Raw genomic sequence first — 20506 nt, 5'->3', positions numbered from 1 at the left:
CCTCTGTAGGAGCTGTCGAGTGAAACGAGGCTGCGATCTTTCAAAGCTTGGCTGGCGAACGCCCCGGCTTCTTGGTCTGCAGCAAATGCGAGAACACCGCATGCAAATCATCCGACGCACTTTCTTCATCGAGATTGAGCTTGCTGTCGATGTGATCCATGTGATGCATCATCAGGTTCACCGCCAGTTCAGCGTCGCGTTTTTCAATGGCGTCGATCAGTTGGGTGTGTTCGTCGTAGGAGCAGTGGGAACGGTTTCCACTTTCGTACTGGGCGATGATCAGCGAAGTCTGGGACACCAGGCTGCGCTGGAAGCTGATCAGCGGGGCGTTTTTCGCCGCTTCGGCCAACTTCAGGTGGAATTCACCCGACAGGCGAATGCCGGCACCACGATCGCCACGGGAGAAACTGTCGCGCTCGTCGTTGACCATCTGGCGCAATTCGGCAATTTGCTCGGCGGTGGCGTGCTGAACCGCCAGCTCAGTGATCGCACGTTCCACCAGGCGCCGGGCCATGAACACCTGGCGCGCCTCTTCGACACTCGGGCTGGCAACGACAGCGCCGCGATTGGGACGCAGCAATACCACGCCTTCATGGGCCAGGCGCGACAGCGCACGGCGAATGATGGTGCGGCTGACCCCGAAAATTTCCCCCAGCGCTTCTTCGCTCAACTTGGTGCCGGGCGCCAGGCGCTGTTCGAGGATGGCCTCGAAGATATGCGCGTAGACAATATCGTCCTGGGTTCCGCTGCGGCCGGCTTTGCCTGCTCGCGGCTGTTTCTTTAGGGGTTGCAACTGTTCGTTCATGGGCACTCGAGTCGGGAGAACTGCGGCGAATTGACGGTGACTGTAATACGGCACAGTGGGTCGCTGGCAAGTATCGCGTAAAAAACACTGCGATTGTACACAATGGTTGGTGCCAACACGACTGTACGGCTGTTTGTCACTTCCGCTGTATCGCAACGATCCATTACGTTTGAGTTTAGGCTTTAAAGCAGAATCCGCAGTCTTAACAAGGAACAACGCTGTCATGACAGACGCCACGCACACGCAACTGCGCCCCCTGGCCGACACATCGCCGTCGGCCATCGTCGCCGGGTTCATCGCCATGATGACTGGCTACACCAGTTCCCTGGTGCTGATGTTCCAGGCCGGGCAAGCGGCCGGGTTGACCAGCGGGCAGATTTCCTCGTGGATCTGGGCGATATCCATCGGTATGGCGGTGTGCTCGATCGGCCTGTCGTTGCGCTATCGCACCCCCATCACCATTGCCTGGTCCACCCCGGGCGCGGCCTTGTTGATTACCAGTCTGGGTGGCGTGACCTACGGTGAAGCGATCGGCGCCTATATCACCTGCGCCGTGCTGGTGACCATTTGCGGGCTGACCGGCAGCTTCGAGCGCCTGGTGAAAAAGATTCCGGCGTCCTTGGCGGCGGCGTTGCTGGCCGGGATCCTGTTCAAGATCGGCAGCGAGATTTTCGTCGCGGCCCAGCATCGCACCGCGCTGGTGCTGGGCATGTTCTTTACCTACCTGGTGGTCAAGCGCCTGTCGCCGCGTTATGCGGTATTGGGCGCACTGCTGATCGGCACGGCGTTGTCCGGCTTCATGGGGTTGCTGGACTTCAGCGCGTTTCACCTGGAAGTGGCCACGCCTGTGTGGACCACACCGCATTTCTCCCTGGCTGCAACCATCAGTATCGGCATCCCGTTGTTCGTGGTCGCGATGACTTCACAAAACATGCCGGGCATCGCCGTGCTGCGCGCCGACGGTTACAACGTACCGGCCTCGCCGCTGATCACCACCACCGGCATCGCCTCGTTGTTGCTGGCGCCATTCGGTTCCCACGGGATCAACCTGGCCGCCATCAGCGCGGCGATCTGCACCGGGCCACATGCCCATGAAGATCGCAACAAACGCTACACGGCGGCGGTCTGGTGCGGGATTTTCTATGGCATCGCCGGTGTGTTCGGCGCGACGCTGGCAGCGTTGTTTGCCGCCTTGCCCAAGGAGCTGGTGCTGTCGATTGCCGCACTGGCGTTGTTCGGTTCGATCATCAATGGCTTGAGCATCGCCATGAGCGAGGCGAAGGAGCGTGAAGCGGCGCTGATTACCTTCATGGTCACGGCATCGGGGTTGACGCTGTTTTCCATCGGTTCGGCGTTCTGGGGAATTGTGGCGGGGGTGGTGACGCTGGTGATTCTGAATTGGAGTAAAAGCTGAAAGATCGCAGCCTTCGGCAGCTCCTGCATTGAACGCGTGGCCCTGTAGGAGCTGACGAGTGAAACGAGGCTGCGATCTTTTGATCCAAAAAAAACGGCGACTCGAGGGTCGCCGTTTTTTAGAACATCAAGCGACCGGATTGATCGGCTTTTCCGGGTACCAGACGTCCAGCAGCGGGCTGACTTCAACGCTGGTCAACTCGGTGCGGCCTTTGAGCCAGGCTTCAACGGCAGCGCGCTGTTCAGCGCTGACCGAGCCACGCTTGATCAGGCAAACCAGACCGTAGTCATCACCGCCGACATAGCCCAGACCGTTGGCTTCCATGGCTTCTTTAAGGAAGGCCTCGAGGAAGGCATCAATGGCTTCTTCGGACAGATCTTCCTTGAAATCCAGGTTCAGTTCGAAACCCAGCTCTTGAAATTCATCGACGCACAGTTTTTTGCGCAGACGCTGGGAACGGTTAGTCGCCATTGGAACAATCCTCTTAAGTAATAACGGGCCGCACTTTAGCAGTTTAAGCCGCCAATTGCCCGATTCTCTGGGCCGCCACGCCTACCGTCGGTAAAAAATAGAGGATTGGAGGCCCCGCGCACGGCACACGCTGCAGCACCTTGGGGCATAATGCCGACACTTTCATGACTACTGAGGGACTTTATCTTCATGCCCTCGTCTTTTTCCCCCTCGGCTGTAGGGTTTTATTTACATGATCAAATCGTTGCGTCCATTGCTCCTGGCCGGCCTGCTTCTCCCCCTGGCCCTCCCCGTTTCTGCTGATCCGATCAACACCAGCCTGTCGCCCAATGTCGAAAAAGCCCTCAAGGCCAGCAAATTGCAGGACAACGCCCTGTCGCTGGTGATGATTCCACTCAACGGCCCCGGCACCCCGACCATTTTCAACGCCGACGTCTCGGTCAACCCGGCGTCGACCATGAAGCTGGTCACCACTTACGCGGCCTTGGAAATGCTCGGCCCCAATCACCAGTGGAAAACCGAGTTCTATACCGATGGCACCCTGAGCGGCGGCATCCTCAACGGCAACCTCTACCTCAAGGGTGGCGGTGATCCGAAGCTGAACATGGAAAAACTCTGGCTGCTGATGCGCGACCTGCGCGCCAACGGCGTGACCCAGGTGACCGGCGACCTGGTCCTGGACAAGAATTTCTTCGTGCAACCGCAACTGCCCGAGTTCAACGACGACGGCAACGACGAGAACAAGCCGTTCCTGGTCAAGCCCGATGCGTTGTTGGTCAACCTCAAGGCCCTGCGTTTCGTGGCGCGCAACGATGGCGGCCGGGTGCTGGTCTCCGTGGAACCGCCGATTGCCAGCATCCGCATCGAAAACCAGGTCAAGGCGATCAATTCCAAGCAATGCACCGGCGGCGTGCGCTACAACCCGGTGCCCCAGGCCGATGGCAGCGTGACCGTGACCGTCGGCGGTCAATTGGGTGATGGCTGCAGCTCGCAAACCTACCTGTCATTGCTGGACCACGCGACCTACACGGCCGGCGCCGTGCGCGCGATCTGGAAAGAACTGGGCGGCAGCATCCAGGGCAAGGATGTGCTGGCGGCAACGCCCAAGGACGCCAAGGTCCTGGCCCGGGCCTTCTCGCCGGATCTGGCGGAAATCATCCGCGACATCAACAAATACAGTAACAACACCATGGCCCAGCAACTGTTCCTGAGCCTGGGCCAGAAGTACCGCACCGATGCCGACGCCGACGACGCCAAGGCCGCCCAGCGCGTGGTGCGCCAGTGGTTGGCGAAGAAAGGCATCACCGCGCCGCACCTGGTGATGGAGAACGGCTCCGGGCTGTCTCGTGCCGAACGTGTCAGTGCCCGGGAAATGGCGTCGATGCTGCAGGCCGCCTGGCGCAGCCCTTATGCCGCCGAGTACATCAGCTCGATGCCGATTGCCGGTACCGACGGCACCATGCGCAAACGCCTGAAGACCACCGCGATGCGCGGTGAGGCCCACGTCAAGACCGGCACCTTGAACACCGTGCGGGCGATCGCCGGCTTCAGCCGCGACATCAACGGCAACACCTGGGCGGTGGTGGCGATTCTCAACGACAAGGCACCGTTTGGCGCGTCGTCTGTGCTCGACCAGGTGCTGCTGGACCTGTATCGCCAGCCGAAACTGGCGCAGACCGCTTCGGTTCTGTAAACACACCACAGCCCCCTGTAGGAGCCGGCTTGCTGGCGATAGCGGCACATCATTCAACATTGATGGTGCCTGATACACCGCTATCGCCAGCAAGCCGGCTCCTACAGGTGTCGTGTTCAGGTCGGCTCAGTTCATCTCCCCCTGCACCCGATCCCTGCCTTCCTGCTTCGCCACATACACCCCCGAGTCCGCCCGTAACAACAGCGCATCCGCACCTTCTCCGGGCCGCCAGCTGGCAATGCCGAAACTGGCGGTGACGACGCCTACTTCATCGATCGGCGCACTGCGCAGGCTTTGCCACAACTCCAGTGACAGCAGATGGGCCTGCTTGCCGCCGAGGTCCGGGCAAAGGACCATGAACTCCTCGCCGCCCAGGCGGCAGAACACATCCGAGCGCCGCAGCCGACGACCAATGCGCTCGCACACCGCTTGCAACACCCGATCGCCCACGGCGTGGCCGTACTGGTCATTGATACGCTTGAAGTGGTCGATGTCGAGCATGATCACCGACAGTTCGCCACCACCGCGCTCCACCCGCGCCATCTCGGTGGTCAGGCGTTCCTGGAAATAACGACGGTTGTGGATACCGGTCAGGGAATCGGTGACCGACAGCGCCCGCAGTTCTTCTTCCACTCGCTTGGTGTCGGTAATGTCGGAAATGTAGCCATGCCAGAGCACGCCGCCGCCGGGCAGTTCCTCCGGGGTCGCCTCGCCACGGACCCAGCGCAGGCCGCGCTGGGGCAATTGCACGCGGTACTCCTCGCGCCAGTGGCTGAGGGTGTTGGCCGAGGCGCGGATCGAGGCGCGCACGCGGGTGGTGTCCTGAGGATGAATCCGCGTGAAAATCGCTTCGGCGTTGAGCAATAGCACGTCCGGCTCCAGCTCATAGATCTCGCGAATACCGTCGCTGGCGTAGATCACGCTGAAGCGCCCGTCGAACTCCATCTTGAACTGGTAGATCCCGCCGGGCACATGGGCACTGAGTTTCTTCAACAACAGGTCCCGCGCGGCCAGGGCCTCGTGCACGCGCTTGCGTTCAGTGATGTCGATACAGATCGCCAGGTGCCCGACCCACAACCCCTGCTCGTCGAGGACCGGGGTCGCCAGCATGTTGACGATCAGATGGCTGCCATCGCCGCGTACCAGCGTCCACTCCCGCGCCTCATGGCCACCCTCCTCGCCGCCCTCGACCAGCATCGCGTGACAGGCCGGAACCGGCTTGCCGTAACGCGCACTCAATTCTGCCGAGCGTGCCGCGAGCTCCCGGGGCAAGTGCAGGTTTTCCAGGGTCATGTGCCCGACCACGTCGGCGGCGGTATAACCAAGCATCTGCTCGGCGCCGGCATTGAAGGTGCTGATCACCCCGCGCAGGTCCGTGGCGATGATGGCTACCTGGGTCGCGGCATCCAGAACCCCGCGCAACTGGCCATGGGTGCCGCGCAGTTCCTGTTCGCGGGCGCGCAGCTCCCCGGTCCTTTGCTCGACCATTTTCAGCGCCCGCTGCCGCTGACTGACCAGTACATAGAGCAAGGCGCTGAGCAACACACTGAGCAAGCCACCGAGCACGACCAGCGCGGTCACTGAAGAGTGGTTGGCCTGGAGGAAAGCCTCGCTGGGCCGGATATCAACCTGATAATCATGATCGGCGAGACGTAACAAGCGCGTTGTGGACAAGTCACTGTGCGCTGGCACATTGGGCGATTCAAACAGCACCTCGTGTTGCTCATCGGTGGACAGGTCGAGGATACGCACCGAGAGATAATCGCGACCCGCCTCCGGCAACCCGTCCGCCAGCAACTGACGCATGCTGATCACCGCCATCACATACCCGAACGGTTTGCCGGTTGCGCCGCCCTTGCTGCTGTGCGGCATGACCGGCGCAACCAACAGTACGCCTCGCGCATAGGCAGGCTCGATATTGACCAGGTGCATCGGTTGCGACACGGCCATGCCCTGATGCTGGTCAGCCCGCTCCAGGGTAGCCCGACGCAGGGGCTGAGCCAGCAAGTCATAGCCCAGTGGCGCACCGAGCTTGCTTTGCGTCTGGCTATACAGCACCGCAACGTACTCATCCCGCTCGCCGGCCAATTGCAGTTGGCCGGCGGCATTGAGTTCGCGCAGGGTGAACCCGCTCAGGCCCTCCTCGCGCGCCCGTTGCTCAAAGGCCGCCCGCTGGTCGTGGCTGACCCGCTCAGCGAACGAATACGCCTGGGTCCGGTGCAACAGGGGTTGGGTGTAGCCGTTGAATTCCGCGTGCGAGACCGTATCGGAGTTGGCAAAGAAGCGGCGCAGGCCATCGAGGCGCTGCTCCTGATCCTGGAAACGTTCTTCGATACGGCTGTAGCGTTCGCTGGCCAGTAACTGGAAGCGTTGACGCAATTGATAGTGAAACAGGTTCAGAGTGGACCAGGCGAGCAATGCCGTGAGAATCGCGCCGACGAGCAAGACCATGAGCGCGACCAGCCCGGCCGAGACATCTTCGCTGATAAAACCCAGGATCTTGGGGCGCACGGCGTACAACGACATAGACGCAACTCAAAACGCCATGTGCGGGAAAGCCCATTGGCCGTGAGTTGAGTTATAGCTATTAGCCACTAATTTGACCAGTGGTGCGGGACCAACAACATCTGGTGCGCATCCCCTCCTGTAGGAGCGAGGCTTGCCCGCGAAGAACGATGATGCGGTGGAGCAGGTACACCGCGGTGTGTGGTTCGCCGACAAGTCGGATCGCCGCACCGCTGGCTCCTACAGGCGAAGAACGAGGACGCGGTGTGGCAGATGCCCCCCGCGTCCGGCTCGCCTGTCAGCGGGCAGTGATCTTCCACGCGCGATGGATCTTGGCGTTACGGGCAAAATCCGGATCGATGGTCTGGGCGGTAATCTCTTCGATCGCGTAGCGCTCGCTGAGGTTAGGCTCGAGCTCGAACTTGCGGAAGTTGTTGGAGAAGTACAACACCCCGCCCGGTGCCAGCCGCGCCATGGCCAGGTCGATCAGTTGCACCTGGTCACGTTGCACGTCGAAGATGCCTTCCATGCGTTTGGAGTTGGAGAATGTCGGCGGATCGATGAAGATCAGGTCGTACTCTTCACGGCAGGCATCCAGCCAGACCATCACATCACTTTGCTCCAGGCGGTTCTTGTCGGAGAAACCGTTCAGCGACAGGTTGCGACGCGCCCAGTCCAGGTAGGTTTTCGACAGGTCGACGCTGGTGGTGCTGCGCGCGCCGCCCTTGGCCGCGTGCACACTGGCAGTGGCGGTGTAGCAATACAGATTGAGGAAGCGCTTGCCGGCAGCCTCTTTCTGAATGCGCATGCGCATCGGCCGGTGGTCGAGGAACAACCCGGTGTCGAGGTAATCGGTGAGGTTGACCAGCAGTTTCACGCCGCCTTCATTCACCTCGACGAACTTGCCCTGGGCCGCCTGGCGCTCGTATTGCTTGGTACCGCTCTGACGCTCGCGGCGCTTGACCACCACCTGGTTCTTGTCGATGTTCAGGGCCTGCGGGATCGCCGCCAGGGCGTCGAACATGCGCGCCGAGGCCTTTTGCGGATCAATGGATTTCGGTGCGGCGTATTCCTGGACGTGGACCCAATCGTGGTAGAGGTCGATGGCCATGGAGTATTCCGGCATGTCGGCATCGTAGACGCGATAGCAGTCGATACCCTCACGCTTGACCCACTTGCCCAGCGCCTTGAGGTTTTTCTGCAGGCGGTTGGCAAACATCTGCCCACCTTCACTCAGGCGCGGCTGCTCGATCACCGGTACCGGGGCTGGCGCAGGTTTGATCGGGTTGCCGTTCTTGTTGTACTGGCGCTCTTGCGGCTCGCTCGGCGCCTGATCGTAGGCCGCCTGCTCACGCTCGGCCTGACGCTGCTCCGGGGTACGACGCTCGCCGGTGACGAATTGATCCGGCAATACCTTGATCAGCAACAGCTTGCACGGCAGAGCGCCGTTCCAGAACGAATACTGCTTGTGGCTACGGATGCCCATGCGCTTGCCCAGGTCCGGAGCACCGGTGAACACCGCGGCTTCCCAGTTGAGGCAAGCCTGGCGCAGACGTTCGCCAAGGTTCTGGTAGAGGTAGAGCAGGCTCGCCTCGTCGCCCAGACGTTCGCCGTACGGGGGGTTACAGATCACCAGGCCTTTCTGGTTCTGGTCCGGACGCGGCTCGAAGGTCGCGACTTCGCCCTGGTAAATCTTGATCCACTCGCTCAGGCCGGCACGCTCGACGTTGTTGCGCCCCGGTTGAATCAGGCGCGGATCGGCTTCGTAACCGCGAATCCACAACGGTGGCTTGGCCAGGCCGGCAGCTGCACGCTCGGAAGCTTCTTCATGGAGTTTTTTCCACAGCGCCGGTACGTGACCGAGCCAGGCAGTGAAACCCCATTGTTCGCGGCGCAGGTTCGGCGCGATGTCGGCAGCGATCATCGCCGCTTCGACCAGGAAGGTGCCGACACCGCACATCGGGTCAGCCAGGGCGCCGCCTTCAGCGGCGATGCGTGGCCAGCCGGAACGGATCAGGATCGCCGCCGCCAGGTTTTCCTTCAGCGGCGCCGCGCCTTGCTGCAGGCGATAGCCACGCTGGTGCAGGCTATGGCCGGACAGGTCGAGGGAGAGGATCGCTTCACCGCGGTCCAGGCGCAGATGGATGCGCAGGTCCGGGTTGAGCTTGTCGATGGACGGACGGTCGCCCTGCGGAGTGCGCAGTTTGTCGACGATGGCGTCCTTGACCTTCAAGGCGCCAAAGTGGGTGTTGTCGATACCCGAGCCGTGGCCGCTGAATTCGACGGCCAGCGTGCCGTCATTGAGCATGTGGTCTTGCCACTCGATGTCCAGCACACCGTGGTAGAGGTCTTCGGCGTCTTTCATCGCAAAACGCTTGAGCACCAGCAGGACCCGGTTGGCCAGGCGCGACCACAGGCACAGGCGATAAGCGGTTTCCATGGTGGCCATGCCACGCACGGCGGAAGTGTGCTCACGTGCTTCTTCAAGGCCAAGCCCGACGGCTTCCTCGATGAGCAGGCCTTCAAGGCCTTTAGGGCAAGTGAGGAAGAGTTCGAAACGATCGGACATGAGAATTCGGAGCCTTTGCTGAGTGGAGCGGCAACGCATTGCCGGCCCGGTTTTCAATCAGGCGCTTTTCTCGAAGAGCGCCCGCGTGGCACGAAGGTGTGCCGTTCCACCCTTGCTGCCCGGGTTAAATGAGCTTAGATGCAAGGACAGATAAAAAAGTTGATGCAACAAAATGACATAAGTCGACCCTTCGTCGAATAGTCCGTCCCGGCAACGGGAGGCATTCTCAGCAAAGGATTAACCTGATCATCCAACGCAGGGCCGATCATACCGGGGTTTGGTCAAGAAATACGCCACAAACATCATGTTACTTAGTGCCATAGCACATTAACGGTTACGTCCTTATGACAAAACGATCATTCCCTCGATGTGACGCATTGGTTAGAACTCAATTCAGGTTGGCGCCGCAATGACGCCAACACCTTGGCTCGTCACGCCGGCAACGAGCCCCAACGGCAGAGTTTTTCTGCCAGACCTCGATTGAGGTCTACGCGATAAATACAGTCAACAAGTGAGGGCAACACCCTATGAGAAGACTTAAGCGTGATCCGTTGGAAAGAGCATTTTTGCGCGGATATCAATATGGCGTTGGTGGCAAATCCCGTGAGCTTTGCCCATTTACTCTACCGTCGGTACGCCAAGCCTGGATTAACGGCTGGCGCGAAGGACGCGGCGACAACTGGGACGGTATGACCGGCACTGCGGGAATCCACAGACTCAACGAACTTCACGCCGTCGGCTAACACAGGGCACACACTCCGACATACAATCTGATATGCAGTGAATTAACCACGCACGTCCCATCCGGACGGCGGGCTACGGCCCAGGGGCTCCTTTGAAGGGGCCCTTTTTATGCCTGTTTCAAACGCAATCCCCCTGTAGGAGCTGCCGCAGGCTGCGATCTTTTGATCTTGTTTTAAAAATCAAAAGATCGCAGCCTGCGGCAGCTCCTACAGGGAAGGTGGTCAGCGCAAGGCTGCTATGGCGTCTACCGACTCGCGGATGAGCGCCGGGCCTTTGTAGATAAAACCCGAGTAGATCTGCACCAGGCTCGCACCCGCGCTGATTTTTTCCGCTGCGTGCCGGCCTTCGGTGATGCCACCCGCCGCGATGATCGGCAAGCGACCACCCAGCTCCGAGGCCAGCACCTTCACGGTGTGCGTGCTCTTGTCACGCACCGGCGCGCCGGACAGCCCGCCCGCCTCGTCCCCATGTTCCATGCCTTCGACACCCACGCGGCTCAAGGTGGTGTTGGTGGCGATGACCGCGTCCATCCCGGTTTCGATCAACGCCTGTGCGACCTGCGCGGTTTCTTCGTCGGTCATGTCCGGTGCGATCTTGATCGCCAGAGGAACGTGCCGGCCATGACGCAGCGCCAGTTCCGCCCGGCGCGTGGCGAGGTCTGCCAGCAGCTGCTTGAGCGAGTCACCAAATTGCAGGCTGCGCAGGCCCGGGGTATTGGGCGAGCTGACGTTGACTGTCACGTAGCTGGCGTGGGCGTAGACCTTGTCCAGGCAGATCAGGTAGTCGTCGACCGCGCGCTCGACCGGGGTGTCGAAGTTCTTGCCGATGTTGATGCCCAGCACGCCCTTGTACTTGGCCGCTGCCACGCGGGCCAGCAGGTGATCGACGCCAAGGTTGTTGAAGCCCATGCGGTTGATGATCGCCTCGGCCTCCGGCAAACGGAACAACCGGGGTTTGGGGTTGCCCGGTTGTGGGCGCGGGGTAATGGTGCCGATCTCGACAAAGCCAAAACCCAATTGTGCAAAGCCGTCGATGGCCGCGCCATTCTTGTCCAGGCCAGCAGCCAGACCCACCGGGTTCGGGAAGTCCAGGCCCATGACATTCACCGGCAGCTTTGCCGGGGCCTTGCACAGCAAACCGTTGAGCCCCAGGCGCCCACCCGCACCGATCAGGTCCAGGGACAGATCGTGGGAGGTTTCCGGGGAAAGTTTGAACAACAGCTGACGGGCCAGGGTGTACATGGGCGGGCTTGACTCGATTGGCGGCGAAATGAGGCGGCGATTATACCCGCGCATCGGGGTTGCAAGCGAGGGCGCGACAAAAACAGCGGGCGATGGCATATGCCTTGCACCGGCACAGGCATCAGCACGCTGGCCAACGGCGGAATGCGTGCCAGGACAACGGCGTCGTCAGCCACCCCTGCTCAAACGGGGTCCGGGACGACGTTTTTTTTGGAAGGTGCGAAATCGATGAACGAACCCTCAACCAATCCCCTGGCCTGGGTCAATGGCAGCGATGCCCCGGAAAAGACCGAAATCAACCTCGGCTTCATGGCCCTGAGCGACTGCGCTTCGGTGGTGGTCGCCGCCACCCAAGGCTTCGCCCAGCCCTACGGATTGACCTTGAACCTCAAGCGCCAGTCATCCTGGGCCAACCTGCGGGACAAACTGGTGAGCGGCGAACTCGACGCCGCCCACAGCCTGTACGGCCTGATCTACGCCGTGCACCTGGGCATCGGCGGCGTGGCCCCCACTGACATGGCGGTGCTCATGGGCCTGAACCAGAACGGCCAGAGCATCAACCTCTCCCACGGCTTGCAGGCCGCCGGCGTGACCAGTCCTGAAGCACTGGACCGTCACGTGCACCAAACTCGCCCAAAACTGACCTTCGCCCAGACCTTTCCCACCGGCACCCATGCCATGTGGTTGTACTACTGGCTGGCGAGCCAGGGCATTCATCCGCTGCACGACGTCGACAGCGTAGTGGTGCCGCCGCCGCAAATGGTGGCGCACCTGCAAGCCGGGCGTATCGACGGCTTCTGCGTCGGCGAGCCGTGGGCTGACAGCGCGGTGAAGCAGGACCTCGGTTTTACCCTGGCAACCTCCCAGGCCATCTGGCCCGACCACCCGGAGAAAGTCCTCGGCTGTACGCGCGCCTTCGTCGAGCAATACCCCAATACCGCTCGCGCACTGGTGATGGCGATCCTCGAAGCCAGCCGCTTCATCGACGACAGTGTCGAGAATCGCCGCAGTACCGCGCAATTGCTCAGCGCTGCGCAGTACCTCGATGCGCCGCTGTCGCGTATCGAACCGCGCCTGCTGGGCGACTATGCCGACGGCCTGGGCAATGAATGGCAAGACCCGCACGCCCTGCGTTTCCATGGGCAGGGGGCGGTCAACCTGCCCTACCTGTCCGATGGCATGTGGTTCATGACCCAGTTTCGTCGTTGGGGGCTGTTGCGCGACGACCCCGATTACCTCGCCGTGGCCCGTCAGGTTCAACAACTGGACTTATACCGAGAGGCCGCCAGCGCCGTCGGTGTCGCCGCCCCGGGCAATGAAATGCGCAGCAGCCAACTGATCGACGGCAGGGTCTGGGACGGTTCGGACCCGGCCAGTTATGCCCGCAGCTTCAAGCTGCACGCCATGAGCGACAGCTCGCCTCTTCTCGCCAGCCGCTGACAGGAGACTGCAGACATGTTGCGTATCCTGCTGATCAACGACACCGCAAAAAAAGTCGGCCGCTTGAAAGCTGCCCTGACCGAGGCCGGTTTCGAGGTCGTCGACGAATCCGGGCTGACCATCGACTTGCCCGAACGCGTCGAAACGGTGCGCCCGGACGTGATCCTGATCGATACCGAGTCACCGAGCCGCGATGTCATGGAGCAAGTGGTGCTGGTCAGCCGCGACCAGCCACGGCCGATTGTGATGTTCACCGACGAACACGACCCCGATGTGATGCGCCAGGCGATCAAGTCCGGGGTCAGTGCCTACATCGTCGAGGGCATCCATGCACAGCGCCTGCAACCGATTCTCGACGTGGCCATGGCGCGTTTCGAAAGCGACCAGGCCCTTCGCGCCCAACTGCACGCCCGTGACCAGCAACTGGCCGAGCGCAAGCGCATCGAGCTGGCCAAGGGGTTGCTGATGAAGATGAAGGACTGCAACGAAGAAGAGGCCTACACCCTGATGCGCCGCCAGGCGATGAGCCGCCAGCAGAAGCTGATCCAGGTGGCGGAGCAGATCATTGCCATGAGTGAGTTGCTGGGCTGAGTTTTTCTGGTGCCGTTGAAGGCCTCTTCGCGAGCAGGCTCGCTCCCACAATTGAAATGCATTCCCCCTGTGGGAGCGAGCCTGCTCGCGAATGGCCGAGCCACGGTCTCACCTGTTGGCACAGATCTGGCTAAGTAATCCCTACAGGTAACCAACGGCGGTTGCCCCACCTACGACAAAGACGTCGCTCACCTCATTTGCCCCATGGCGAATCAGGTGGCGGCGTTTTTTTGTTTTGGCTCCCGTTCGAGACTCCTATCATCTGAGGTGCGCGATGAATTCAAGCTTCTGGAAATCCGGCCATACCCCGACACTGTTCGCAGCCTTCCTCTATTTCGACCTGAGTTTCATGGTGTGGTACCTGCTCGGCCCGCTGGCCGTACAGATCGCTGGCGACCTGCACCTGACCACCCAGCAACGCGGGCTGGTGGTGGCCACGCCGATTCTGGCCGGGGCGGTACTGCGCTTCGTGATGGGGATGCTGGCTGATCGCCTGTCACCCAAGACCGCCGGCCTGATCGGCCAGGTGATCGTCATCTGTGCATTGTTCGGCGCCTGGAAACTCGGCATCCATACCTACGAGCAAGCCTTGCTGCTGGGGTTGTTCCTCGGCATGGCCGGCGCCTCCTTCGCTGTCGCCCTGCCCCTGGCATCGCAATGGTATCCGCCACAGCACCAGGGCAAAGCCATGGGCATCGCCGGGGCCGGAAACTCCGGCACTGTGCTCGCGGCGCTGATTGCACCGGTTCTGGCGGCTGCCTTTGGCTGGAGCAATGTGTTCGGTTTCGCACTGATCCCGTTGATCCTGACACTGATCGTCTTCGCCTGGCTGGCCAAGAACGCGCCTGAGCGGCCGAAAGCCAAGTCGATGGCCGACTACTTCAAGGCCCTGGGCGACCGCGACAGCTGGTGGTTCATGTTTTTCTACAGCGTGACCTTCGGTGGCTTCATCGGCCTGGCCAGCGCCCTGCCCGGTTATTTCAACGATCAGTATGGCCTGAGCCCCGTGACCGCGGGTTACTACACGGCAGCCTGTGTGTTCGGCGGTAGCCTGATGCGTCCACTGGGAGGCGCCCTGGCTGATCGTTTCGGCGGTATCCGCACCCTGCTCGCGATGTACACCGTGGCGGCCATCTGTATCGCTGCTGTCGGCTTCAACTTGCCCAGTTCCTATGCTGCTCTGGCCCTGTTCGTGTGCACCATGCTCGGTTTGGGTGCAGGCAACGGTGCGGTGTTCCAGTTGGTGCCACAGCGTTTCCGTCGCGAAATCGGCGTCATGACCGGCCTGATCGGCATGGCCGGCGGCATCGGTGGATTTGCCCTGGCGGCGGGCATGGGTGCAATCAAGCAGAGCACCGGCAGCTACCAGATGGCATTGTGGTTGTTTGCCAGCCTGGGGGTGCTCGCCTGGTTCGGACTGCACGGCGTAAAACGCCGCTGGAGGACCACTTGGGGTTCGGCCGCCGTGACAGCTGCACGGGTCTGACGCTGCCATGAGCCTGCACTTGAGTTTCGCGCAAGCCAGCGCCATCGGCCCGCGCGATGAGAACCAGGATGCCTTGCGCCTGGTCACGCCGGCCCCGGCGCTGGCCGCCAGCAAGGGCTACCTGTTCGCCATCGCCGATGGCGTCAGCCAGTGCGCCGACGGCGGCCTGGCGGCTCGCTCGACGTTGCAGGCCCTGGCTTTGGACTACTACGCCACGCCGGAAACCTGGGGTGTTGCCCAGGCACTGGATCGCTTGCTGCTGGCGCAAAACCGCTGGCTGCAAGCCAACGGCGCAGGCCAGCCGCTGCTGACCACCGTCAGCGCCCTGGTCCTGCGCGGCCGGCGTTTTACCTTGGCCCATGTCGGCGATTGCCGGGTGTATCGCTGGCACGCCGAGCAGTTGCAGCGGGTCAGCGAAGATCACGTCTGGGACCAACCGGGCATGCAGCATGTACTCAAGCGTGCTCTGGGCCTGGATCAACACCTGGTGCTGGACTTTCTCGATGGCGAACTGCGTATCGACGAAAGCTTTGTGCTGCTCAGCGACGGTGTCTGGGCGGCCCTGGGCGACACCGCCATTGCGGCGATCCTGCGTGACCAACCGGACCTGGACAGCGCCGCGCAAACCCTGGTCAACGCCGCACACCTGGCGGGCAGCCAGGATAACGCCAGCGCACTGCTGGTGCGTGTCGATGCCCTGGGTGAAGCCAATATCGGCGATGCATTGATCCATCTGCAGCAATGGCCACTGCCCCCGGCACTGAAACCGGGGCAGGTTTTCGAGGGCTGGCAGATTGAAGGGATTCTCAGCCAGAGCCAGCAGTCGCTGCTCTATCGGGTACGCGACAGCCAGCAGCAGCCCTGGCTGCTGAAAACCCTGCCCCCTCGCCTGCATGACGATCATCAGGCCGGGCAAGCGTTGCTGTCCGAAGAATGGTTCCTCAAGCGCGTAGCCGGGCGACACTTTCCTGAAGTGCATGCGGCCAGCCAGCGTCAGCATCTGTACTACGTGATGCGCGAATATTCGGGCTCGACCCTTGCTCAAGTGCATGAACAGATCGGACCCATGCCCCTGGCCCAGTGGCAGGACGTGGCTGAACGCCTGCTGCGAGCGGTCGGCATGCTCCATCGACGGCAGATCCTGCATCGCGATATCAAGCCGCAGAACCTGCTGTCAGGGGACGACGGCGAGTTGCGCCTGTTGGACTTCGGCCTCGCCTACTGCCCCGGCCTGTCTGAAGATCAGCTCAGTACCCTGCCCGGAACCCCCAGCTATATAGCCCCGGAAGCCTTCCGCGGAGAGTCACCGACGCCGCAGCAGGACCTGTATGCGGTGGGGGTGACCTTGTACTTTCTGCTCACCGGGCATTTTCCCTACGGTGAAATCGAAGCCTTCCAGCGCCCACGGTTCGGCGTACCGGTCAGTGCCAGCCGCTACCGCCCTGACCTGCCCGAATGGCTGGCGCAATGCCTGGAACGTGCGGTTGCCGCAGACCCGGCTGAGCGCTTTGAAACCGCCGAAGAATGGTTGCGCCTGCTGGAACAGGGGGAGCGACGCAGTTTAAGCGTACGCCCCAGGCCTTTACTGGAGCGCGAACCGCTGAAGGTGTGGCGGACATTGGCCCTGATGTCGCTGCTGGCGAACCTGGCGTTGCTGTTCCTGGTGTTCCATGGCTGAACTTGCATTGCCCTTAAAACCCATCATCGTCATTTCGTGAGGAAGAACCTATGAACGCAAAAGTCTGGCTGGTGGGTGCGGGTCCCGGTGATCCTGAGTTGTTGACCCTCAAGGCGGTGCGCGCATTGAAAGAAGCGGACGTGGTGCTGATCGATGACCTGGTCAACGGCGCAATACTCGAACACTGCCCCGGGGCGCGGGTCATTGCGGTGGGCAAACGCGGTGGTTGCCGCTCCACGCCACAAGCGTTCATCCATCGCCTGATGTTGCGTTACGCCCGGCAGGGCAAATGCGTGGTGCGGCTCAAAGGCGGTGACCCGTGCATTTTCGGGCGCGGAGGCGAAGAGGCCCAGTGGTTGCGCGAGCGCGGGGTTGAGGTCGAATTGGTCAACGGCATCACTGCCGGGCTCGCGGGCGCCACGCAATGCGATATTCCGCTGACCCTGCGCGGTGTGGCGCGCGGCGTGACACTGGTCACCGCCCATACCCAGGACGGCAGCAGCCTGAATTGGCAGGCACTGGCCAAAGGCGGTACGACCCTGGTGATCTACATGGGCGTGGCCAAGCTTAGCGAGATCCGTGAGCAGCTGTTGGCAGGAGGAATGGCGGCGGACACGCCGGTGGCGATGATCGAGAATGCCTCACTGCCCCATCAGCGTGAATGCAGGAGTGATCTGACAGCCATGGAGGAAGATGCCTACGCCTTTGAGCTGAAAAGCCCGGCGATATTGGTCATCGGTGCAGTGGCGGTTGGCGAGAAGATCAAAAGATCGCAGCCTGCGGCAGCTCCTACAGGGATTTGCGCAGTACCAATGTAGGAGCTGCCGTAGGCTGCGATCTTTTCAAGTCACCACACAAATCTCAAATCGCAGACAAAGAAAAGCCCGGCAAGAGCCGGGCTTTTCTCAGAGCTGTGGGCTAATTACTTAGCTTGAGCTTCAACCTGCGCTTCTACGCGACGGTTTACAGCACGGCCAGCTTCAGTAGCGTTGTCAGCAACTGGGCGGGATTCGCCGTAGCCAACAGACTGAACGCGGGACGACTCAACACCGTACTGGTTGGTCAGAACTTGCTTAACGGCGTTTGCACGACGCTCAGACAGTTTCTGGTTGTAAGCGTCAGGACCGACGGAGTCAGTGTGACCTTCAACAGTGGTGCTGGTGGATGGGTATTGCTTCATGAAGTCAGCCAGGTTCTTGATGTCGCCGTAGCTGTTAGGCTTGACTACCGACTTGTCGAAGTCGAATTTCACGTCCAGCTCTACACGAACAACTTCAGCAACTGCTGGGCAGCCATCAGCGTCAACAGTTACGTTGGCTGGGGTGTCCGGGCACTTGTCAACGTTGTCGCAAACGCCATCGTTGTCGCTGTCGGAGCAGACTTCTGGTGCTGGAGCTGGAGCAGCAGCTGGCTTGGAGCCGCCACCGAAGTTCACACCGATACCGACGCTAGGAGCCCACTCGGTGTCGCCCTGGTCGATGTTGTACTGAGCTTCAACGCCAGCACGGGCGTAGAAGTTTTCGGTGAAGTACAGCTTGGCACCGCCGCCAACGTTGGCGAAGGTGGAGCGGTTACGACCATTCGAACCGTTCTGGTCGATGCTCTGGTCGGAGAAGCCAGCCGATACGTATGGACGAACCATGTCGCCTGGGTTGTTGAAGTGGTACAGAGCGTCCAGAGCGGTGTTGGCGCCCTTCACGTTCTTGCCGTCGTCGGCACGTACGTTATGCACTTCGTCGTAGCCCAAACGCAGTTCAACGTCGTCGGTCAGGAAGTAACCTACGGAACCGCCGAACAGGTTGCCGTTGTTCTTGAAGTTACGAGCGCTGTCGAACTGTTCCTTCTTTGCGAAGCCTTCGATTTCAACTGCGCCTTGGCCCTGTGCCAGAGCGCCGAACGAAGTGGCGGCAATAAGAGAACCAATGGCCAAGCCCAAGGTGTTTTTCAGTTTCATCCGTTAAATCCCCATCTGGTGATTGTGAAGCAGTCCCGCAAACCGGGGGACAACTCGGCGGCAAGTCTATCAGAACTTGCCTACACGTAAGAGATATTTGCGCCGAACTAAGTTTCAGCAATGCCCGCAAATTTCTCACGCAATTTATCTAGAGCGCGTTTGTACCGCATTTTTGTAGCGCTCAAGCCCATGTGCATGATGTCTGCGATCTCCTGAAACTCCAGCTCTGCGACAAATCGTAGCACCAGAATTTCTCGGTCAATCGGGTTCACATACACTAACCAGCGATCAAGTCCACCCTTCTCCTCGGGTTTCGGCGCCTTTTCTTCGGACGCTTCCTCGAGGGGGTCAAGACTCAAGGCGTCCATCAAGCGACGCTTTCGCCTTTCCTTCCGATACTGCGTAATGCACTCGTTGTACGTGATGCTATATAGCCATGTCTTGAACTTCGATTTGCCCTCGAAGTTCTTCAGGCCGTACAGCACCTTCAACATGACCTCCTGACAGACATCGTCAGCGTCGCGATCGTTCCCGAGATACCTTGCACAGACGTTAAATAATGTTCGTTGGTAACGCCGCATCAGTTCTTCATATGCGCGCGTCACGTGAAACAGCTCGGTATGCGAGCGCGCGACCAACTCCTCATCAGAGAGCTCGCGGGGGTCGTAGCGCATGGATAACGATTGGGCTTTATTCAAAACAAGTCGTGCCGACAGTCAGGTCAATGTCCGCCGCAGCCAGCATCAGGCGGCATTTCGCGGCGGCATACATTAGCAGGGTTTGCCGGGTTAGCGGCTACTCACATGCTGCTCGAGGAGGATCCGATTGGAAAGAGAGACTAGCTCACCCTCATCCGTCAGCAATGTAGTTTTAACCGTGCCGATCTCTTCGATCTGCCCTTCGACCTCTCCAACACGCACTTGTTGCCCAACCTGGTACAACTCACGCACATAGATTCCCGCAAGAATCTGACCCGCAATTTCCCGGCTTCCCAACCCCATGGCCAGCGCAACCGCCAGACCAACGGTAATCAAAACGATCACGATCACGTGGTTAAGCAGGTCAGTCTTGACCTCCAACTGACTGATCGCGACCGAGATACTGATGATGATCACCAGGCCCTGGGCAATTCTCCCAAGTCCCGAAGCGTAGTCCAGGCCTACGCCTTCTGCCGCTCCGCGCACCAGCCCATTGGCCAATTGCGCCAGCAAGACACCCACCAACAGCACCAGCGCCGCACCGAATACCTTCGGCAAATATAGCGCAAGCATATCCAGCGTAGCTGAAACTCGTTCAAGTCCAAGTGATTCTGCGGCGGAAACCAAAAAAATCAGCAGAACGAACCAATAGACGATCTTACCGATCAGCGTTGAGATAGGTACTTGAAGGCCGGCACGGGACAACAGTTTCGTCAGGCCGGTACCGCCCATCAGGCGATCCAGGCCCAGTTTGGCGAGCAGTTTGGACAGCAAGGTGTCCAACAGCTTGGCCACGACAAAACCGAGCAGGAGCACGACCAGTGCGCCGAACAGGTTCGGAATGAAGTTCGCAACCTTGGTCCATAACGCAGTCATTGCAGTGACGAGGCTCTGTGTCCAGAGATCAAGTTCCATATTCAATCAGCCTTATCAGCAGTGCGAGCGGTAGGTTTACGAAGACGGGAGACCGGCGCGACATGGGCCGAGCCATTATTGAGGGCGATCATCAGGGCGGGCAACCAGCGGCCCAGCAGGCTGAACAAATCACCTGCGCCAACCTGGCGATTGGCGGTTTTCAGGACACGCCCCAGGCATGCATCGTCGTCCCGGGTGGACGGTGATGCCTTGAGCATGTCGCGCAAAGACTGTTCAAACGGATCGTGCATACGCACCTCTCGTGATGTCTGTGAAAGACGCGGTCAAATTTGCCCGGGTCA

General features: G+C 60.6%; 17 protein-coding genes. 8 read left to right on the top strand and 9 right to left on the bottom strand.

Annotated elements, in window-relative coordinates; genetic code table 11:
- Nucleotides 1–40: 40 nt before the first annotated feature.
- Nucleotides 41–805 carry a GntR family transcriptional regulator gene (locus CGA21_RS23640; protein ID WP_020795916.1) on the bottom strand — a complete coding sequence of 255 codons (765 nt, stop codon included), beginning with the start codon at nucleotides 803–805 and terminating at the stop codon, nucleotides 41–43.
- A 223-nt stretch (nucleotides 806–1028) separates the two neighbouring features.
- Here CGA21_RS23640 and CGA21_RS23635 point away from each other — a divergent pair, with 223 nt between their 5' ends.
- On the top strand, nucleotides 1029–2219 hold the full coding sequence (locus tag CGA21_RS23635) for a benzoate/H(+) symporter BenE family transporter (protein WP_110749503.1): 1191 nt from the start codon (nucleotides 1029–1031) through the stop codon (nucleotides 2217–2219).
- 126 nt (nucleotides 2220–2345) lie between these two features.
- On the opposite strand, the gene CGA21_RS23630 is transcribed toward CGA21_RS23635, so the two are convergent.
- The gene (locus tag CGA21_RS23630) at nucleotides 2346–2690 is read right to left on the bottom strand and encodes a YggL family protein (RefSeq protein ID WP_008056407.1); all 345 of its coding nucleotides are present in this window, start codon (nucleotides 2688–2690) and stop codon (nucleotides 2346–2348) included.
- A 232-nt stretch (nucleotides 2691–2922) separates the two neighbouring features.
- On the opposite strand from CGA21_RS23630, the gene dacB reads away from it, so the two are divergent.
- On the top strand, nucleotides 2923–4383 hold the full coding sequence (gene dacB / locus CGA21_RS23625) for a D-alanyl-D-alanine carboxypeptidase/D-alanyl-D-alanine-endopeptidase (RefSeq protein WP_188265158.1): 1461 nt from the start codon (nucleotides 2923–2925) through the stop codon (nucleotides 4381–4383).
- A 126-nt stretch (nucleotides 4384–4509) separates the two neighbouring features.
- On the opposite strand, the gene CGA21_RS23620 is transcribed toward dacB, so the two are convergent.
- Both CGA21_RS23620 and rlmKL read right to left on the bottom strand, forming a co-directional pair.
- Entirely contained in the window at nucleotides 4510–6909 is a 2400-nt protein-coding gene (locus CGA21_RS23620; protein WP_188265157.1) for a GGDEF domain-containing protein, read from the bottom strand.
- Between the two features lie 277 nt (nucleotides 6910–7186).
- Entirely contained in the window at nucleotides 7187–9457 is a 2271-nt protein-coding gene (gene rlmKL, locus CGA21_RS23615; RefSeq protein WP_110749508.1) for a bifunctional 23S rRNA (guanine(2069)-N(7))-methyltransferase RlmK/23S rRNA (guanine(2445)-N(2))-methyltransferase RlmL, read from the bottom strand.
- A gap of 527 nt (nucleotides 9458–9984) precedes the next feature.
- Between rlmKL and rmf the strand changes: the two genes are divergently transcribed.
- A complete protein-coding gene (gene rmf / locus CGA21_RS23610) occupies nucleotides 9985–10200 on the top strand; it encodes a ribosome modulation factor (protein WP_003223300.1) in 216 nt (71 codons plus the stop codon).
- A 222-nt stretch (nucleotides 10201–10422) separates the two neighbouring features.
- On the opposite strand, the gene CGA21_RS23605 is transcribed toward rmf, so the two are convergent.
- Complete coding sequence (locus CGA21_RS23605; protein ID WP_110749510.1) at nucleotides 10423–11442, bottom strand: quinone-dependent dihydroorotate dehydrogenase; 1020 nt, start codon at nucleotides 11440–11442, stop codon at nucleotides 10423–10425.
- Nucleotides 11443–11670: 228 nt separating this feature from the next.
- Between CGA21_RS23605 and CGA21_RS23600 the strand changes: the two genes are divergently transcribed.
- The 5 genes from CGA21_RS23600 (at nucleotide 11671) to cobA (ending at nucleotide 17455) form a co-directional block, all read left to right on the top strand.
- The gene (locus CGA21_RS23600) at nucleotides 11671–12882 is read left to right on the top strand and encodes a CmpA/NrtA family ABC transporter substrate-binding protein (RefSeq protein WP_110749512.1); all 1212 of its coding nucleotides are present in this window, start codon (nucleotides 11671–11673) and stop codon (nucleotides 12880–12882) included.
- A gap of 15 nt (nucleotides 12883–12897) precedes the next feature.
- The gene (locus CGA21_RS23595; protein ID WP_110749514.1) at nucleotides 12898–13473 is read left to right on the top strand and encodes an ANTAR domain-containing response regulator; all 576 of its coding nucleotides are present in this window, start codon (nucleotides 12898–12900) and stop codon (nucleotides 13471–13473) included.
- 274 nt (nucleotides 13474–13747) lie between these two features.
- A complete protein-coding gene (locus CGA21_RS23590) occupies nucleotides 13748–14959 on the top strand; it encodes a nitrate/nitrite transporter (protein WP_110749516.1) in 1212 nt (403 codons plus the stop codon).
- Between the two features lie 7 nt (nucleotides 14960–14966).
- Entirely contained in the window at nucleotides 14967–16637 is a 1671-nt protein-coding gene (locus CGA21_RS23585; protein ID WP_188265156.1) for a bifunctional protein-serine/threonine kinase/phosphatase, read from the top strand.
- Nucleotides 16638–16687: 50 nt separating this feature from the next.
- Complete coding sequence (cobA, locus tag CGA21_RS23580; RefSeq protein WP_110749520.1) at nucleotides 16688–17455, top strand: uroporphyrinogen-III C-methyltransferase; 768 nt, start codon at nucleotides 16688–16690, stop codon at nucleotides 17453–17455.
- A 104-nt stretch (nucleotides 17456–17559) separates the two neighbouring features.
- On the opposite strand, the gene CGA21_RS23575 is transcribed toward cobA, so the two are convergent.
- The 4 genes from CGA21_RS23575 to CGA21_RS23560 form a co-directional block, all read right to left on the bottom strand.
- Nucleotides 17560–18591 (bottom strand): OmpA family protein, encoded by a 1032-nt coding sequence (locus CGA21_RS23575; protein ID WP_188265155.1) that lies wholly within the window; start codon nucleotides 18589–18591, stop codon nucleotides 17560–17562.
- Nucleotides 18592–18698: 107 nt separating this feature from the next.
- Nucleotides 18699–19289 (bottom strand): RNA polymerase sigma factor SigX, encoded by a 591-nt coding sequence (sigX, locus tag CGA21_RS23570; RefSeq protein ID WP_075949123.1) that lies wholly within the window; start codon nucleotides 19287–19289, stop codon nucleotides 18699–18701.
- A 90-nt stretch (nucleotides 19290–19379) separates the two neighbouring features.
- Entirely contained in the window at nucleotides 19380–20204 is an 825-nt protein-coding gene (locus tag CGA21_RS23565) for a mechanosensitive ion channel family protein (RefSeq protein ID WP_008048604.1), read from the bottom strand.
- A 2-nt stretch (nucleotides 20205–20206) separates the two neighbouring features.
- Complete coding sequence (locus CGA21_RS23560; RefSeq protein ID WP_020801096.1) at nucleotides 20207–20455, bottom strand: hypothetical protein; 249 nt, start codon at nucleotides 20453–20455, stop codon at nucleotides 20207–20209.
- Nucleotides 20456–20506 lie beyond the last annotated feature (51 nt).

The organism is Pseudomonas sp. PSB11 (assembly GCF_014596605.1).
Classification (GTDB): Bacteria; Pseudomonadota; Gammaproteobacteria; order Pseudomonadales; family Pseudomonadaceae; genus Aquipseudomonas; species Aquipseudomonas umsongensis.
Note: the sequence above shows the minus strand (reverse complement) of the source record. Positions and strands in the feature narration are given on the sequence as shown.

What these genes read in the sequence shown, in the direction of transcription:
- CGA21_RS23640 (WP_020795916.1), bottom strand. Translation starts at nt 805, where the DNA reads ATGAACGAACAGTTGCAACCCCTAAAGAAACAGCCGCGAGCAGGCAAA.
- CGA21_RS23635 (WP_110749503.1), top strand. Translation starts at nt 1,029, where the DNA reads ATGACAGACGCCACGCACACGCAACTGCGCCCCCTGGCCGACACATCG.
- CGA21_RS23630 (WP_008056407.1), bottom strand. Translation starts at nt 2,690, where the DNA reads ATGGCGACTAACCGTTCCCAGCGTCTGCGCAAAAAACTGTGCGTCGAT.
- dacB (WP_188265158.1), top strand. Translation starts at nt 2,923, where the DNA reads ATGATCAAATCGTTGCGTCCATTGCTCCTGGCCGGCCTGCTTCTCCCC.
- CGA21_RS23620 (WP_188265157.1), bottom strand. Translation starts at nt 6,909, where the DNA reads ATGTCGTTGTACGCCGTGCGCCCCAAGATCCTGGGTTTTATCAGCGAA.
- rlmKL (WP_110749508.1), bottom strand. Translation starts at nt 9,457, where the DNA reads ATGTCCGATCGTTTCGAACTCTTCCTCACTTGCCCTAAAGGCCTTGAA.
- rmf (WP_003223300.1), top strand. Translation starts at nt 9,985, where the DNA reads ATGAGAAGACTTAAGCGTGATCCGTTGGAAAGAGCATTTTTGCGCGGA.
- CGA21_RS23605 (WP_110749510.1), bottom strand. Translation starts at nt 11,442, where the DNA reads ATGTACACCCTGGCCCGTCAGCTGTTGTTCAAACTTTCCCCGGAAACC.
- CGA21_RS23600 (WP_110749512.1), top strand. Translation starts at nt 11,671, where the DNA reads ATGAACGAACCCTCAACCAATCCCCTGGCCTGGGTCAATGGCAGCGAT.
- CGA21_RS23595 (WP_110749514.1), top strand. Translation starts at nt 12,898, where the DNA reads ATGTTGCGTATCCTGCTGATCAACGACACCGCAAAAAAAGTCGGCCGC.
- CGA21_RS23590 (WP_110749516.1), top strand. Translation starts at nt 13,748, where the DNA reads ATGAATTCAAGCTTCTGGAAATCCGGCCATACCCCGACACTGTTCGCA.
- CGA21_RS23585 (WP_188265156.1), top strand. Translation starts at nt 14,967, where the DNA reads ATGAGCCTGCACTTGAGTTTCGCGCAAGCCAGCGCCATCGGCCCGCGC.
- cobA (WP_110749520.1), top strand. Translation starts at nt 16,688, where the DNA reads ATGAACGCAAAAGTCTGGCTGGTGGGTGCGGGTCCCGGTGATCCTGAG.
- CGA21_RS23575 (WP_188265155.1), bottom strand. Translation starts at nt 18,591, where the DNA reads ATGAAACTGAAAAACACCTTGGGCTTGGCCATTGGTTCTCTTATTGCC.
- CGA21_RS23565 (WP_008048604.1), bottom strand. Translation starts at nt 20,204, where the DNA reads ATGGAACTTGATCTCTGGACACAGAGCCTCGTCACTGCAATGACTGCG.
- CGA21_RS23560 (WP_020801096.1), bottom strand. Translation starts at nt 20,455, where the DNA reads ATGCACGATCCGTTTGAACAGTCTTTGCGCGACATGCTCAAGGCATCA.